We start from the raw sequence: 15053 nt of genomic DNA, 5'->3' as shown, positions 1-15053 counted from the left end.
GATCGCGTTGTGCGAGATAGCGTGAAGTCTAACAGCTTCAGAGCCGACCTGCTGAAGCCAGTTGGCGATAGAAGATCCCCAGCGTCGTCAACTGGACGAAGCCCGACCGCTCCGCGGTCCAAAACAGGTCGAAACCCTCTTTGGGTTTCAACAGACCGGCGATCTGCAAGATCTTGAATTTCCTGAAGACGGCGACATGCTCGGGCTTCGCTGCGCTATTCGTCTCTTCGTACGTCTCATCAAGGCGATATTCCGCATCCGGTTCGGGGAAGAACACCAGGAGTTCGCGCAGGAGTGCATCCTCGACCTTCGCTTCGCAAATCCGGACGGGCTCCAACCGCGCTGCGTGCGATTTGTACATGGGCCTCTGATCCAAGCCGCCGAGCGCGGCCTCGGCATACGCATAGATCGAAGCAGCCGACACCCGGCCCCGCACGTCGGCCGCTCCTCCGCGCAGCGCCCCGAGCAACAGTCGCGTGAAGACGCCGTGGCCGTCCAACTCGAACGCGGCTTGGCCTGGCCGCGAGGCTGCCAGGATCGTCACGCCTTCTTTCAGTGGAGACTGATTGCTCGATTGCAAGTCCGCATAGTTTCCGACCGCGCCGCTGTGGCAACAGTCCAGGATGATCAGCACGCTCCGGGCCCTCGAAAGGTTGGCGAGGTGCACGACGTCATTCATCGCAAGTCCGGGATCGTCGGGAGTCCCCTCCTGAGTAACCAGATATCCGCCCAGCTCCGTCGGATAGCCGTGTCCCGAGAAGTAGAACAGAACGTCTCCATCGAAATCTCGAAACAGCTCGGACCAGCTCCGGCGCAAGACCGCCCGCGTGATCGGCTCGCCGGCCGAACACGTCAGCAAGCGGCAATCGAAGTTGGGACTATCGTTGTCGTTCTTCTTGAGGATCGCCGCCATTGCTCTGGCATCGGCTGCGCAACCGGCAAGAGGTGCGACGTTGTGGTAGTCGTCAATGCCGACTAAGAGCGCGCGCTTTGCCATCTATATTCTATCCAGAAAGTTCTTGATGTTGTCCCAGGTCCAATCGACTACGAGCACGCCACTCAGTTCGGGCGGGAGCCAAACCGGTCGATTGTCCTGGCTGATGTACATGCCCATGACGGGAACTCTCTCTTCCCGGGCTGTCTTGATCTCCCAGAGTTCGCCCGTGGCACCCGCGGTGTTGTTGCTCACCAGAGCGATGACTCCATCGCATCCCTTGATGCGGGAACGGCACTGAGTCTTCCAAGCCTCGTCCCACGGCTTTTTGGCCGACATGTCGACGAAGTCGAACGGCGTCCGCTCGTTCTTGGCCTGGCCTCCGAGCCTGATTCTGGCCCATTCGTCCTCCATGGCGAAGCTGATGAATATACGGTTTGTACGCGCCATTTTCTCTCCTACAGCCGCCGTGGTCGGGGCGGGACCCCACGAGGTGAGTGCGCCCCCAGAATCACGCTGTCGTCATGGAATACACCCCGTCGTCCACGTTGCGCCCTAGGCGAATCCCCAGCTTGCGCCCAGGCAATTTTGCGTAGTTGATTGGCTTTGGCGGGTGCCAAGGCGATATGTTGCGGAGCAAGGCGGCCGTGCGGTTCAATCTAGTCGCTAAAATGACGATGAGGTTACCAGCGCATCATGGAATTTCGTGGATAGATCAAGGTTGCTGCGCAGGGCTTTCCGAGCACGCAATCATTCGCGAAATGGCACAAGCTTTCCCGCGCAACGATCGGCCCGCTCTCGAATCAAAGGTCCGCATCGTCGCTCTGATGGTCAACACTCGCGCTAGTCCGCGGGAACAGGCCGCGCGGGGCTTGCGAACCGGTTGATTTAGGGAGCCGGGCATAAGAACAAGCAGCATGATCTCAATTCCGAGCGTGGGCTCATTCTTTGCGCGCAGCCTGCGCGGTGCCGCCTGCGCGGATCAGCGGCGAGTAGAGAGGCTGACCGACATTTCGCAGTGGTCGAGATTCGACAAACGGACGAGATCAGGTACTTTGAACTCGACGACGATGTTGCCGCACGAGTCAACTAGCCGCGAGGAAGGTGATGAACGAGTGGTTGGTCGTACGGCGCTCCCGCCAAGCGCGCGCAGATACAAGCAGGTCGCCGGAGCCGATCGCGAGGACCGCGGTGGCGAACGAAACTCCGCCGCACGATCACCTGAAAGTTGGTGTGGAACAGGCCGACGTGCGGGATGGGTTGCAGGACTGGAGAGATATCGAGACCGCTGCCCCCCCGATGCCCATGTCCTTGATCGAGCCTCTTTCGTGCGAACCAGCTGACGCGCAGGAGCTTCTGAGACAGAGCAGGCAGGCAGGCATCGCTTGGGGACTTCGCGCGATGGGCGTTGATCTGAGCAAGTTCGACGGCGCGGGTGTTTCAGTGGCCGTGATCGACACGGGCATCAAGCGTTCGCATGCGGCGTTCGCTCACATTCCACAAGACGCCATTCTGGAAGCCGACTTCACTGGAAAGCCGAACGGCGTCCACGGCTTTGGCACGGCGGAGGACAGCCGGGGTCATGGCACCCATTGCGCAGCCACCATCTGCGGCGGGGTCGTCGATGGCGTCCGTATCGGCGTAGCACCCAAGATCGACAGGCTTCTGATCGCCAAGGCGATCGGTGGAGACCGCGGTTCGGCGGCATTGCTCGAGGCCCTCAGTTGGGCGGTCGCGGAAAGGGTCGACGTGATCTCGATGTCGCTTGGTTTCGACTTCGTCGGTTATCGCGGCACGTTGATCGGCAAGGGAGTTCACGACAAGACCGCCACGTCGATGGCCCTGACCGCCTTCCGCGACAACATCAGGGTATTCGACGCCTGGATGGAAGAACTCCGGAGCAGGCGAAAGCAGCGCTATGATCCGCTGGTGATCGCGGCCAGCGGCAACGAGAGCGGTCGTCCCACTTATGTGGTCGAGAAGGCCAGTCCTTCCGAAGCCGAGAGCGTGATCGCGGTCGGAGCAATCGACGAAACTTTTGCGGTCGCGCCATTCTCGAACATTCATCCGAGTTTTGTCGGTCCTGGCGTCAACGTGCTTTCTGCGGGAATTCATGAAGAACTTGCTGTGATGAGCGGCACGAGCATGGCCTGCCCGCACATTGCGGGCTTGGCAGCGCTCTACTGGCAAGCAGCTCGTTTGTCCGGGGCGGCAACTTCCGCGCGGGTGCTTCGAATGATGGAAAACAGTGCCGACGAAAACTTCGGCCCTTTCCAATCTCATGTGCAGGCTGACGTGGGCATGGGGATGCCTCGTGCACCAGAAGGGCTCAAGACATCTGTGCAGTCGCGTTCTGCCGGATAGAATATCGAGGCCTTTATTTTTGTTTGCGTCGGGCATCGCTCCGCTTGCCGACGGTCGCCCCGCTCGCGATCAACTTTCGCTTTTGCATGTGTATCGCGCCGGTCGACTGAATTAGCCGGATTCGCTCCATTCATTGTCGCATTGTCCCCACGGTTGTAGGTGGGGCCCGACCCGGCTTTTGCGAAAATGGAGACAGTCGGTCCTGTTCGATCAACGTCAGCACGTTGTTCACCGATCTTAACATTCGCTCCTCGCTGGGAACACCCCACCCGAACCGGCGCAATAGATCCTGCGCGGCGGCACTTGTTTGTCCATCCCACCTCTTCAGCATGGCTGGTGTCCAACGCGCGGAATGGACCATGAGGCCTCTTATCGTCTCAGGCCAAAGCTTGGGATAGGGCGCTGCCATTCGCGGGCTGTCAGGTAACGGCGCGAGCGCTAGGCTTGCAACTGGAAGGGTCGAGCGTCAGTATCGAGGTTGCGTGTTCGTACCGCGCCGGTCTGATGTCGGAGCTCGAGACCTTGGAAAATGGCACAGGATACTTGAGGATGGCGAGCAAGGACCGGCGCGTCAGGTCGGCGCCGTGCTCGCTCGAGAAGCTTTCCAGCCCCGACAGGATCCGAAGCGTCTGACCGTTACCCTCGAAGCCGCCGGCATCCCGCATGCAGTAGTTGAGCGCCACTTCGCCGCCATGGCCGAAAGGTGGGTGACCGAGGTCACGACAGAACCCGACGTCTGGATGAGGCTACGGGGGCAGGTGATCGACCGCCTTATGATCGTGGTAGGTCTTCGCGAGCTGCCGGCTCCAGGCCGCCGGCGATTTGGGCCACCTCCAATGAATGGGTCAGGCGCGTCCGGTAGAAGTCGCTGTCGCCGAGATTGAGGAATCAGGTTCTTGCCCTGCAGACGCCTGAAGGATCCGGAATGGACAACGCGCGCGGAGTCGATGTCGAACACGTCCCGGGCGTCGTCATGCTGCTGCCCCAGGGGCTCCGTCGCTCCACCCAAAGGCCCGTCATGAGCCCTCTTCTTCGACGCGTGCACGCGTCTTCCTCGAACCCTCCGTACGAGCCGCCGGATTCGGGGCGATGGATTCCTTGAAAAAACAGGCGTTTAGCCTGAGCACCAACTTCTGCTCAGATAGAGATTGGTGGTACGGAAGGTGGTACCGAATTGTAGATGAGAGTCGCTCGGCGCAAAAAAGCTTGTTTTTCTGGTAGCGGGGGAGCGCTACCGCCTTTCCCCACACCAACCAAACCTACGATATCTTATCCCGTCCTTCGCATGAGGCAGTCCGCTAGATCCGCGCTAAGCTCTTATGAATGCATTTGGTGGCGTACTTGGAAGCGTGACGAACCTCGGTATCTGACTAAAGCGGCAGAATTCGGGAAAAATCGAACAGTGGCTCATGTTCGTCGACACCTTCGTACAGCCGGCCACAATTGCCGAGACCACTCCGCTGGCTGCGCAGTTTCTATTCGGAAAGCACTGGGCGCCTCCCAGCCTTGACTGACCGTTGCCCTCCGAAGGCAAAGGTCACACGTTCGAATCGTGTCGGGTGCGCCAGCCTGGAAAAGCCAAAATGAAGGCGTTTCCAGCGATTTAGGCCCTCCTGCCCCAGCGCCCGAAAAGCTCGCTGTCACAACCGTGTCACAGCGAGAAAAACACATGGCCACGATCAGGCAGCGAGGCAAAAAATGGCAGGTTCAGGTCCGGCGGGCAGGCTCGGGGGCCGTGTCCAAGTCCTTCCTTCGAAAAGGATGCTGAGGCTTGGGCGAGGCAGATGGAGATTCGGGCTGACCGTTCCGATCTGCCGGCCGACAGCGGCGTTCTGAAGACCGTCAAGTTAGTCGACCTTATGATCCGCTATCGCGCGGAGGTGACCCCTAAGAAGCGTGGCGGGAAAATCGAAGACTCCGTGCTCGCGCAGATGCTCCGCGATCCAATCTGCAAATTGCCGCTCTCGCAGTTGGGGACCACCGACTTCGCACGTTATCGCGACCGCCGACTGGCTTGCGTCGCACCCACAACGCTTAAGCGACAGTTGAACCCAATCCAGCACATGTTCGAAGTCGCAAAGCGCGATTGGGCTCTCCCGATCACGAACAACCCTATCAAGGCTCTTCGCTTCTCCGCGAAAATGCGGATGCGCACTCGCCGCCTAAGACCCGGAGAATTGCACAGGTTACTGAAAGCCACTCGGTTATGCCGAAACCGAGCAATTGCGCAGATAATCCAATTCGCGCTCGCTACCAGTATGAGGAGGGGCGAAATCGCCGATATGCAGTGGAAAGACCTCGATCTTAAAAGGCGGCTTCTAACCATTCCCGTCACCAAGAACGGTCATGCGAGAACGATTCCGCTTTCAAACGATGCCGTCAAGGCGTTGCCAAGGCGATGCTCGATCGAAGGGCGCGTGTTTTCGATGACAGGGAACGCGATACATTTATCTTGGGATCGCATTACGGAACGTGCGGGAATCGACGACTTGCGATTTCATGATCTTCGTCATGAAGCAATCAGCCGGTTCTTCGAACTAGGACTAACTATTCCAGAGGTCGCGACGATAAGCGGTCATCGAGATGCAACAATGCTGCTTAGATATGCTCACGCAACGTCAAGCGCGGTCTTCAAGAAGCTGAATCGCGTGGCAGCTTGAAGTTATCCGCTATGGGAACTTCCGATAAGTAACATGCGCGGTCGCGAATGGAATGCCCGCTCGCCCCGCGCTACCGCGAACGATGCAGACTTTATTGTCGATTCCATAGAACCAATAATCGAAGTTCAGCTTAAACGACTTCCCATCGCCCTGCGGCGTGTCGCGCGTGTACTTCCAATGGAAGGCGCATCCGGCTTGCTCGCCCGTGGCTTCGCCTTCCAGCCGATTTTCATGGCCTGTGTATTGACCTTCGGCCACCTTGTGTATCGTCCAGCGTAGCGTGTCGCTATGGCCGTCATCGAACGTGTACGTTTCAGTGAAGAAGACAGTGTCCGTGTCCGCGTCCAATTCGCCGTGAGCAGTTATCGTTGCTCGCTTAAGAAGCCCGCCGACAAGGCTTTCAAGCACAGCCCATCCTCGAGGCGTCCGACGAAGAACTTCTCCGGGAGAAACACGGGCGTGGTGCCAGCGAACGCATCGATGGCCATGGCGAGTCCTCCGAAACACATTAAGTCACCTCTCGGCGCCAAGTTCCTCAGCGAGGAAACATGCTTGGTTCGGAGTGCTCAACCATCTTCAAGATGCTCTTACAGGATGGACATTCATACGATCGAATTTCGTACCGCTTGGCGGCCGGCTCGCTTCTGATGAACTTTCGCGGCCTGTCGCACGCGGTGCAGACGTATTGATTGCGGTCCATGGCAGACCCCAAATCGCCACACGGCAAGTATGAAAGGCCGCCCGTAATATCGAGCGGCCACCGGTCTAAAATCAAGCGGCTAATCTCAGCCCGGCGCATACATCGTAACTTCAACGCGCGCGGAGAAGAGTCGGAAATCCGACGCTCCAACTAAGAATGGCAGACCTAGTGGCCTCTTAGACACACTGTGACGCTTCAGTGATCATATCCAACTTCAACCAACGTCCTTCAACTCGACTGATCACGGCCAATGCCTATTCGCGAAGAAGCGCGGACTTACTAACGCGCATCATCCGAACATTTCATCGTGGCGCCACCGGCTCGAATGCATGTTCGGTATAGCCATGGTGCCGCAAAGCTTCCCGCCCAAATACCGCGCCCTGTCCGTTCGGCGTCCTTTTGTGCCTGGTCATATTTGCCTTTCGAGAAACGCGGCCAATCCAATGCGTGGCCATGTGAGACAAGCCACTCCGCAAGATCAGCGCCTTCAACGGAGCACGACGCGACCACTCGGCCGTACCGATCGGTATCAATTGCTGAGCACGTAACGGTGCGACTACCAATGAACTGATCTAGCTCGTTGGCGGCTTTGGCACCGCAGCGATACTGAAGGCTATTTTCGTCACGGCAAAGTTGATCGTGCTCAGGCGCATCAATGCCCCATAGCCGGATGCGAGCGCTATGAATTTCAAGGGTGTCACCGTCGATGACACTGGCGCGGCCCGCGAAATCAGAGGCAGCACACGCGCTGTAGATGAGCGTCGCCAAACCGGTGAGAGTCGCTACCAATGAGAAGCGGATTGCTATGGTCTTTTGAATGGAGGGCCCTCAATCAACCGCTATCTCGAATCCGTTGGCGGAAATGACTCGGATGCTGATGCAGTTAGAAACATTCGTGGAACTACACTGCGTGTGATGGGGAGAGGATGATCCGAAATCTGATACGCGTACCGATGGCAAGACCTCAGCGGACACGGACTTAGCAGGACTGTCCTCGCTCGCGCTTATCGTCCGCTCCTCTCCATTTTCCAACCTAATGACAGCGGAAACACTCGTCAGGAGAACGTTATCTGCGGAGAAGGTCGCGATGTAGGAGGTATCGATGATGGAGTATTCGCCCGGCTTGGCTATGACGACGTTTCGCTTCCAACTGAACAGTGCGTGCTCCTTGTCGAACTGCACTCCTTCTTGATCGTTCCGGTACGTCTCGTAATCTTCTTTATACCCGACTCCAACACTCTCGACGGGCACTGGCGTTGCAAGCTTCTCGATGCACTTCGCGCTGATGACCTTCCAGTTAACGATGCTCGATTTGTTTTCTTGCAGACACTTTTCATAGCTCTTCACGGTACTGCGCTTGCTCCAGAACCATCCCCAGCTCGGGGTGGACGAAACCGCGAATACAGCAACAATGGGAGCCCATACGACGAGGAGTCTAATTTTTAAGTCATGGAGCAAAGATCGACTCATTGATTTACTGAGGTGTAGGCCGCCTTGCGGAAACTAGCATTCAGTTCGTCACGCTGTTGACCTTGAATCTGTTGGCCGATCGTCTTCGTTGGCGTTATCACCGAAAACATGATGAACCCTCCCGCTTTGCGCGGAAGGATGAAATACTCAGCTATCGCTGACTTCTCAGAATCCTCGCAAGAGGACATGCCACGGAAGACGACTTCACTATCGATAAGCTCGCTATTACGCGCAGAAGCAAACTTTCCTTTGCAGTCTTTTGCATCATTCCCGACTATAGCGGCAGCTACATCAAGACCAGCTACATTCGGCTGTGGAGGAATAATACGAACGAAGCCGGTTGCGTTGTCAGCTTTCCAAGCCGCGCCGGTTGAAGCAAGAGCAACTGGTGTTTCAGATCGACTAACCAAGGCAGGATGAGATAAAGAATTTGCCTTAAGAATGAAGTTTGACGCTAGCTGCATTGCCTCCAACTGCAATTCTGCCGAACCCTCTTGTGGACGTGCTGGTTCCAAGCTGGACGCGTTGGTTGGCGACGTGTTCGGCGCAACAAGTTTTGGCGTGGCGTTGGCAGTGACCGCTGCCGTAAAGTCGCTGGCGGCTGCGATACCTCCGGCATTAATAGTCTTAACGCAGGTTACCAGCGCGGGAATGAGGACCGATGTTCCGCTCAGATCAAACTGAAAAAGGTGGCCTTGGGCAAATGCAGACATTGTGCGTGCCGCGCGGAAACTCTTAATCAGAGCAGAATTGTCCGGCATCGGGACGAAAACCATAGTCCCCGAAATTGCCACGGCATCAACGTTGAACGTATTCCGGCCATCGAAACTCAGAACGATCGGAAACTTTTGTCCCTGGGATAGGGTCCAACTCTGATGTGTAAACGCAAGCACCCAACTGTAAGTCTTGGTGACGAGAACACCAAAATTGATGCCGCTCTTGTAGTTGGCGCTCGCAATACAGTTCGAGAATTGACCCGTCTTATCGTCCGTGTAAGCCCCGCCCGACCATCCTGCTACGGATATCCTACCGTAGGGACCGCGCGCGTGGACAGGATTCACAATAGTGACGAACAGAACTAGTGCGGCAATTATAGCACGCATGGAACTCCCCCCGTACCCTCAGGTTGGCGGCCCATTCTTCCAAAAACTTAAGCGCCGTCAAGTATTAGCCGTATTCACGTCACTGCAACGTCTTCTTTCGTCTCGCCCCGCGCGACAATGATCAGCCCATCATCCGCCAGAGGCCGCTGCAACGCCTTCGCTTCCTCCCATGGCGCCCGCATCCACGCGTCGCGCTCTTCATCGCTCGTCAGGATCACCGGCATAGCTTTGGGATGTATCGGTTCAACAATCGCATTGGGTGTTGTTGTCAAGAAACCATAGACATTATGCGGACCAGGCACAGGCTTGGATTTCGTACCGCGATCACCTTTGAACGTGGTCCAAATGCCAGCGAACGCTGTTAGGGGGCGCTGGTCGTTGATCGCAAACCAAACAACGTCCTTTTTCTTGGTTTCGGGGTTGGACTCTGGCGCGTATTCCGCGAAGCTATTGAACGGTACCAAGCACCGGTTTTCAGGTTTCAACCAGCCGCGCCAATGCGGCGATGAAGTGTTGCGAATGTTCGTGATGGGAGGCCCACCTGTGCGCGGCGGCGGCGGCATGCCCCAGCGCATCAGCGTAAGCTCCGTGCCGCTATCAGTGTTGCGCACAACGGGCGCTGGATAATCGGGAAATACGCCGGGCATTGGCGCAAGATTGCCGACGTAGCGATTGACGACGCGGAAAAGTTCGGCGATCGCCGCCTGATTGGTCGTGATGCTGTAGAGGTTGCACATCGATACTAATCCGATGCTTCGGAGTCCCCGCCATCAGCTAACAAGCCACCCATCACATGGGACAACGCGGGAGGTGGGCGAATTCCGTGGAGCAAATTAGCAAGTAAACTTGCGAAACGAAGGAACATGAAGGGCTTTAGATAGACGAGCGCCAGTCTTGATGTGATCTTCCTCTTTGTTCCGGTCGAATACGACATCAAATCACGCAAGATCGATAGTCCGTTTCCTTGCTTGTCAACGTCGCTCGCAGCATCATAGATGTTCTTCTGCATGTTGCTGACATCATGAGCGTAATAATTTCTTATTCGTGCCAACGCACGGATGAAGCCTGCATTATCGTCGCTAATGATTTCCGACTTCAGAGCTAGCCTAATTTTTGATTCCAAGTTCGCGCCTGCAACGAAGTCGGCTAGCGCGTCGCCACCAGGAAAGTTCACCTTTGGATGCTTCAAGGCCCTCGTCACAGATTGTTCGAGTGCATCCCCCAGCAACGGCTCGATGGTAGCGTGCATTTTAACGACAGCTAGAAAGTCGCCGTCTCGGCGGATGTCGGCGATGGTGCCGCGAGCGACTCTTAAGTAGTCTTCTGCGTCGCTTACCGTAGGCTCAATCGCTCGAAAAAATTCTTCTAGTCCGTCTGGGGTAGGTGAGCCGTCTGGATTCTGGTTGGTCATGTCCGGTATTACCGCTCCCCCGGCCACCACGTTGACGGTGGATGGCTTGCCGAAATCTTCGTTGGCCTAAGCGCTACCAACGCGCTTCGCTTGTACGGATAGCCTCGCACCACCGAACAGTCTTTGCAACGTAGGTAGCGCTCCAACTCATGGACCGGTGTCGTCTTCGTACGCCGAACAATGTCTAGCGCTACGGTTTGGTTCGTATCGCACCCAAGACACCGCACTTCTAAGTATAGATAACCGGCATTGATTGCGTCGCCGATTGTGGGTGATGGCTGAGCCGGTCCTTTGTAGCCGAGCATGCGGCAATTCCAAGCCTCGCACGCCAGCTTGTCGGCCTCCTTGCGCGCTTCCTTGGCACGCTCCGCTGACATTTTGATTTGTGTGCCGAACAGGTACTGGCGAGACTTGGTGGACATGCGTTATAGAGAAGCGTAGCGCACTTGCCTGTGCAAATTATCAATCCGTTGCGAGCGGGAACGCCCTCGGGCTACTGGCTATGGTGGATGTGGATATCTCTGGAATCAAAGAGGCCGCCAACTGAGGCGGCTTAAGATCACTGAATGGATTTTTGGGGGGATGGGCGTGTTAAGGGATTCGCTCAAGTGGGGACTGGGCGGCTGCATCATATTCTTCGTACTGACCACCATCTTGTCCATTACAGGATGGCCCAATCGGATTCATTCCGACGACGACCTGCTCTTGATTTTGAAGCTGGTCACTATAGGCGTTGGAATAGCCATCGCGGTCTTGCTGATCGCGACCCGACAAAAAGCAAGTTAGGACATTAGCAAAATCAACTTAGGACGCTCGGGGTCAAATACGGACAGGTCCACAAGAACACACTGCGAACTAGAACAAACGCGGTACATTGATTGAATGCCAGCTTCCTTACTGAGCAAGCCATCTGATGCAGACCGCCTTGAATTAGCGGCGGACCAGGCCATAGCGGCATGCGGCGGGGACGCGCGCGAGGCGGTCAAGGCGCTGATAGTCGTGAATGAATTCCTTGAGCGGCGCTTGGAAGAGCTTGCCTCGCCCGGTTACGCGCGCGGGCGAGTGCTGCCGCGCAACAATTGAACACCGTTGGATAAGTCGGCGGACCACGTCCCTGTTATTTCAACTTCTGATAGCGTCGCCTGCTCTCAAGAGGATTTTTCATGACTGCGTTGAACGTTTTGCATCTTTCGGACCTGCATTATCGGGGCGAGCAAGATCACGATGTAAAGATCGTGCTGAATGCGCTAACGGAAACCATCGGCTTGCACGCTTCTAGCGAGAAGATCGATCTAGTCGTCTTTTCGGGAGATCTGGTTCAGAGTGGCGCAGATAGGGCTACATTCGAGCAAGCGATCCATAACTTCGTGCGGCCGCTGTTGGTTGAGTGCAAACTTGATAGTAGTCGATTTGTAATCTGTCCTGGCAATCACGACATTGATCGAGACGTGGTACGAGGTAGTAAGTACGTCGAACTAGGACTACTTGCGAGCCTTCGGTCGCGCGAACAGATCAATGCCTTTATCGATGAGCATTGGACCATGCCCATTGCAGGAACGATACCGCCTGCATTCGCTCGTCTCTCCAAATTCTACGAAACGCAGTGGATTGCCCCCAATCCGTCTCGCCATTTTGCCAATCTGTTTCTATCGATTCACAGCTTCGACATCGGTCCCTTGAGGATTGGTGTTGCGCTATTCAATACCGCCTGGCGAACGACCGGGGAACCGGATGATGTTGATCGTAATCGACTTGTGCTTGGCGAACGAGTCGTGGATAGGGCCGTCGATATGATGAAAGACTGCGATCTTAGAATTGCAGTGTATCACCATCCGCTTAACTGGTTGATAGACGACGATGAACTCTCGGTGGAAGGGCGGCTACAGTCCGAATTTGACCTACTAATGTGCGGCCACGTTCACAACAATTCACCCCAGTATAGAAAAACCGTATCTGGAGATGCTATTCTTTCCCAAGGCGCAGCGCTCTATGTCTCAAGAAAATACTTCGACGGGTTTAGCATATTGAACGTTCGGCCCGATGAGCGGCAAGCGAAGATGTCGCTCTTTGAATATTCCGATCAGCGTCGTGTATTTACTCCAGCGACTCGCATCGTTGAAGGCGGCCAAATCATACTGCCCTTCGCCGACTCAAGAGCGCGGGCAAAGCCCTCATTAGCTTCGACTATTCGCCGCGTAAAGTCCGTCATCCGCCAGCAGGCGAATAAGCACCTTTCCTTAATCGGCACGCCGAGCGGTGCCCAGGATATCGATACGCACTTCGTCTGCCCACCATTTGACAATGCTTCTCGGGCTGCCAGTTCCGTCGATCAGGATCAGACGCGAGCACCAAAATCGATTCTGGCGTCACTCTTAGCGATTCCTGAAAGCATTGCCTTCATTGGAAGGTCTGAACACGGCAAAACCTCTCTTGGACATTACGTGGCCGTTCAGGTCGCGGAGGGCAATGCAGACCAACCTCGATTGCCTTTGCTGTGTCAGTTCGCAGCAATCAAAAAGCACACAAATCTCTTTTGGCAGCTTGTCCGCAACCGCGTCACAGAAATATCGGAAGGTACAATCCAACGCTCGCTTGTAGAAAATGAGGCGGTCTTTGTGATTGTTGATGATGTCGATCTGTTTGACACAGATCGATTGACCATTCTTAAGCAAATGATTTCTGAACAGAGTAACGCGCGCTGGTGCCTTCTCGTAAGAAATGCGACCGGGGCGTTGTCGCTGATAAACACAACTGAAGCCAACTTCCCTGGATTTAAAGTCTCCGGCATCGGTGAACTGGATCGCAGATCGATTCGCGCGCTTTCTGCTCAATGGCTAAATACGTCATCCGGCGAAGTAACCGATGCAATGCATCGAGCAGTGATGGAGCAGATTCAGCGCACCGGGCTCCCAAGAAGCGGCTACATCGTTTCCCTTATGCTTTGGGCGATGCTGAATCGGTCAAAGGGTGAACTGATAAATGAAGCAGTCCTCCTCCAGAACTTGATAGACTTTATGCTTGGAAGGATGGATTATTCGGGCGCTTTGCGCCGAGAATTCGATTTTCATTCTAAGTCTGTCGTGTTGCAGGCGCTAGCCTACTGGTTCAAAACCACCGACGAAATAAAGACCAAAAACGACGTAGTGGCGAGGGTGATTCAGTTCCTTCACAGTAAGGCTCTCACTTACGACGCAACAAAAATAGTCGATGGTTTCATATCGTGCGGCATCTTCTCCCAAGTTGGGGAAACAATCTCATTCCGCTACCGACGCTTCCAGGAGTTTTTTGTAGCGGGTTACTTTGCGGACAATCCGAGCATCAGAGCGCAGGTCTTAGCCTCGCCTAACTGGATCGATTACACGCGAGAGTTTGACTTGTACACCGCTCGCTTTAGGCATGAGGGCGATCTTCTCGACTTCGTGAAAGCTCAGATTGATTCGATTGATGTTCCCGAACCGTCGCTGGACGGTCCGCAAATAGAGCAGTATCTCGCATCAACCAAAGACCCTGAGTTTGTTGCGACACAAATTAAGAAGATGCGCAAGGAGCCTATGACGGCCGAGCAAATCGACGCTTTATGGGATTCCGCTGATCGCCGCCTGGAGGAGCGAGAGCGTAAGCAGAACGGTAAGAAAAATGAGAGAGGTTCAATCGAAACTTATTTTGTTGTCCTCGAATTCTACAGCGAACTATTGCGCAATCTTGAATTTGTTGATCGCGAACGGAAGAAGCTTCACTTAGACCACTGCGTGGCTCTTTGGGAGAAAGGCCTTCGCGGTATACTTTCAGGCCTTAAGGAGGTGGTCGAAGAATTTAGGCGAGAGTTGGAGGCTAAAAACCAACCGGACAATACTGAGCGGACCATAAAGCTTCTCACTTTTTTTGAGGAAGCTATGGCGTTCGCCTGGCCCGCTGCACTCTCTGACACAGCTTACCAAAATCTGGGAAGCGAGAAGCTGGTTGATCTACTCGACGAATTAGCACAAGAGCGCGGCACTGCGCCTCTTAAGCGGCTGTTTGCCCTCTTTATTTTGCTAGAACTTGATCCTGCGCGCTCAATCAAGCGATTTTCAGAACTAGCGTCGAACCGACGAACTGAACGATGGGTAAAGAGTGCCATCGTACAACGGTTGTTCGCGTACTATCATTCTAGGCCGCTCAGCGCGTCTCTCAGAGGCGAATTCGAAGCTCTCGTTGCCGATCTTGAGCTTGATCTTATGGACAAGACGAAAGCGAATGGGGCGCTGAAAAGTCGATTGATATCCAAGCTTCAGCAGTCGGCCTACAAAGAAAGTGACCGGCAATAAACTCGCCCATTTTGCGGACGTGCAAATTTTCCTAGGCCCCGGTCGGGAGCCAATTTGGCGAAGGAATCGCTCCCCCCCCGGGGTTAGTTGGGATAGTTCGAAGG

Annotated in this window: 13 protein-coding genes; 3 read left to right on the top strand and 10 right to left on the bottom strand. The window is 55.3% G+C overall.

What is annotated here, in order from left to right; translation table 11 throughout:
- Positions 1–37: 37 nt before the first annotated feature.
- Positions 38–997 carry a caspase family protein gene (locus BRAD3257_RS07410; protein ID WP_122401308.1) on the bottom strand — a complete coding sequence of 320 codons (960 nt, stop codon included), beginning with the start codon at positions 995–997 and terminating at the stop codon, positions 38–40.
- Positions 998–1384 (bottom strand): TIR domain-containing protein, encoded by a 387-nt coding sequence (locus tag BRAD3257_RS07405; protein ID WP_122401307.1) that lies wholly within the window; start codon positions 1382–1384, stop codon positions 998–1000.
- A 741-nt stretch (positions 1385–2125) separates the two neighbouring features.
- Here BRAD3257_RS07405 and BRAD3257_RS07400 point away from each other — a divergent pair.
- Positions 2126–3298: a S8 family serine peptidase gene (locus tag BRAD3257_RS07400; protein ID WP_160118758.1), complete on the top strand. Its 1173-nt coding sequence runs from the start codon at positions 2126–2128 to the stop codon at positions 3296–3298.
- A 419-nt stretch (positions 3299–3717) separates the two neighbouring features.
- On the opposite strand, the gene BRAD3257_RS40515 is transcribed toward BRAD3257_RS07400, so the two are convergent.
- On the bottom strand, positions 3718–3981 hold the full coding sequence (locus tag BRAD3257_RS40515; RefSeq protein ID WP_181956130.1) for a hypothetical protein: 264 nt from the start codon (positions 3979–3981) through the stop codon (positions 3718–3720).
- 1101 nt (positions 3982–5082) lie between these two features.
- Between BRAD3257_RS40515 and BRAD3257_RS07390 the strand changes: the two genes are divergently transcribed.
- Entirely contained in the window at positions 5083–5958 is an 876-nt protein-coding gene (locus BRAD3257_RS07390) for a site-specific integrase (RefSeq protein WP_122401305.1), read from the top strand.
- A gap of 9 nt (positions 5959–5967) precedes the next feature.
- Here the strand turns inward: BRAD3257_RS07390 and BRAD3257_RS07385 are convergent, their stop codons facing one another.
- The 7 genes from BRAD3257_RS07385 to BRAD3257_RS40780 all read right to left on the bottom strand — a co-directional run bounded on the left by BRAD3257_RS07385 (position 5968) and on the right by BRAD3257_RS40780 (position 11064).
- Entirely contained in the window at positions 5968–6366 is a 399-nt protein-coding gene (locus tag BRAD3257_RS07385; protein WP_347338419.1) for a DUF3833 family protein, read from the bottom strand.
- Between the two features lie 571 nt (positions 6367–6937).
- Positions 6938–7426, bottom strand: a complete 489-nt coding sequence (locus tag BRAD3257_RS07380; protein ID WP_244607877.1) for a thermonuclease family protein — start codon at positions 7424–7426, stop codon at positions 6938–6940.
- A 60-nt stretch (positions 7427–7486) separates the two neighbouring features.
- Positions 7487–8005: a hypothetical protein gene (locus BRAD3257_RS07375; protein ID WP_145986959.1), complete on the bottom strand. Its 519-nt coding sequence runs from the start codon at positions 8003–8005 to the stop codon at positions 7487–7489.
- A gap of 119 nt (positions 8006–8124) precedes the next feature.
- Positions 8125–9231, bottom strand: coding sequence for a hypothetical protein (locus BRAD3257_RS07370; RefSeq protein ID WP_122401302.1), 1107 nt, complete (start codon positions 9229–9231; stop codon positions 8125–8127).
- 74 nt (positions 9232–9305) lie between these two features.
- Positions 9306–9968 carry an SOS response-associated peptidase gene (locus tag BRAD3257_RS07365; RefSeq protein WP_122401301.1) on the bottom strand — a complete coding sequence of 221 codons (663 nt, stop codon included), beginning with the start codon at positions 9966–9968 and terminating at the stop codon, positions 9306–9308.
- A gap of 5 nt (positions 9969–9973) precedes the next feature.
- Entirely contained in the window at positions 9974–10642 is a 669-nt protein-coding gene (locus BRAD3257_RS07360; RefSeq protein ID WP_145986958.1) for a hypothetical protein, read from the bottom strand.
- Positions 10643–10650: 8 nt separating this feature from the next.
- Positions 10651–11064 (bottom strand): hypothetical protein, encoded by a 414-nt coding sequence (locus tag BRAD3257_RS40780; protein ID WP_122401299.1) that lies wholly within the window; start codon positions 11062–11064, stop codon positions 10651–10653.
- Positions 11065–11805: 741 nt separating this feature from the next.
- Between BRAD3257_RS40780 and BRAD3257_RS07340 the strand changes: the two genes are divergently transcribed.
- The gene (locus tag BRAD3257_RS07340; RefSeq protein WP_122401296.1) at positions 11806–14949 is read left to right on the top strand and encodes a metallophosphoesterase; all 3144 of its coding nucleotides are present in this window, start codon (positions 11806–11808) and stop codon (positions 14947–14949) included.
- Positions 14950–15053: the final 104 nt, after the last annotated feature.

The sequence above is a fragment of the Bradyrhizobium vignae genome (assembly GCF_900324035.1).
In the GTDB taxonomy this organism is placed as follows: Bacteria; Pseudomonadota; Alphaproteobacteria; order Rhizobiales; family Xanthobacteraceae; genus Bradyrhizobium; species Bradyrhizobium vignae.
This window is presented reverse-complemented; position numbering and strand designations above follow the sequence as displayed.

Bases quoted from the DNA above. Each gene is read 5' to 3' on its own strand.
- BRAD3257_RS07365 (WP_122401301.1), bottom strand. From the start codon at position 9,968: ATGTGCAACCTCTACAGCATCACGACCAATCAGGCGGCGATCGCCGAA.
- BRAD3257_RS07410 (WP_122401308.1), bottom strand. From the start codon at position 997: ATGGCAAAGCGCGCGCTCTTAGTCGGCATTGACGACTACCACAACGTC.
- BRAD3257_RS40780 (WP_122401299.1), bottom strand. From the start codon at position 11,064: ATGTCCACCAAGTCTCGCCAGTACCTGTTCGGCACACAAATCAAAATG.
- BRAD3257_RS07405 (WP_122401307.1), bottom strand. From the start codon at position 1,384: ATGGCGCGTACAAACCGTATATTCATCAGCTTCGCCATGGAGGACGAA.
- BRAD3257_RS07370 (WP_122401302.1), bottom strand. From the start codon at position 9,231: ATGCGTGCTATAATTGCCGCACTAGTTCTGTTCGTCACTATTGTGAAT.
- BRAD3257_RS07390 (WP_122401305.1), top strand. From the start codon at position 5,083: ATGGAGATTCGGGCTGACCGTTCCGATCTGCCGGCCGACAGCGGCGTT.
- BRAD3257_RS07360 (WP_145986958.1), bottom strand. From the start codon at position 10,642: ATGACCAACCAGAATCCAGACGGCTCACCTACCCCAGACGGACTAGAA.
- BRAD3257_RS07340 (WP_122401296.1), top strand. From the start codon at position 11,806: ATGACTGCGTTGAACGTTTTGCATCTTTCGGACCTGCATTATCGGGGC.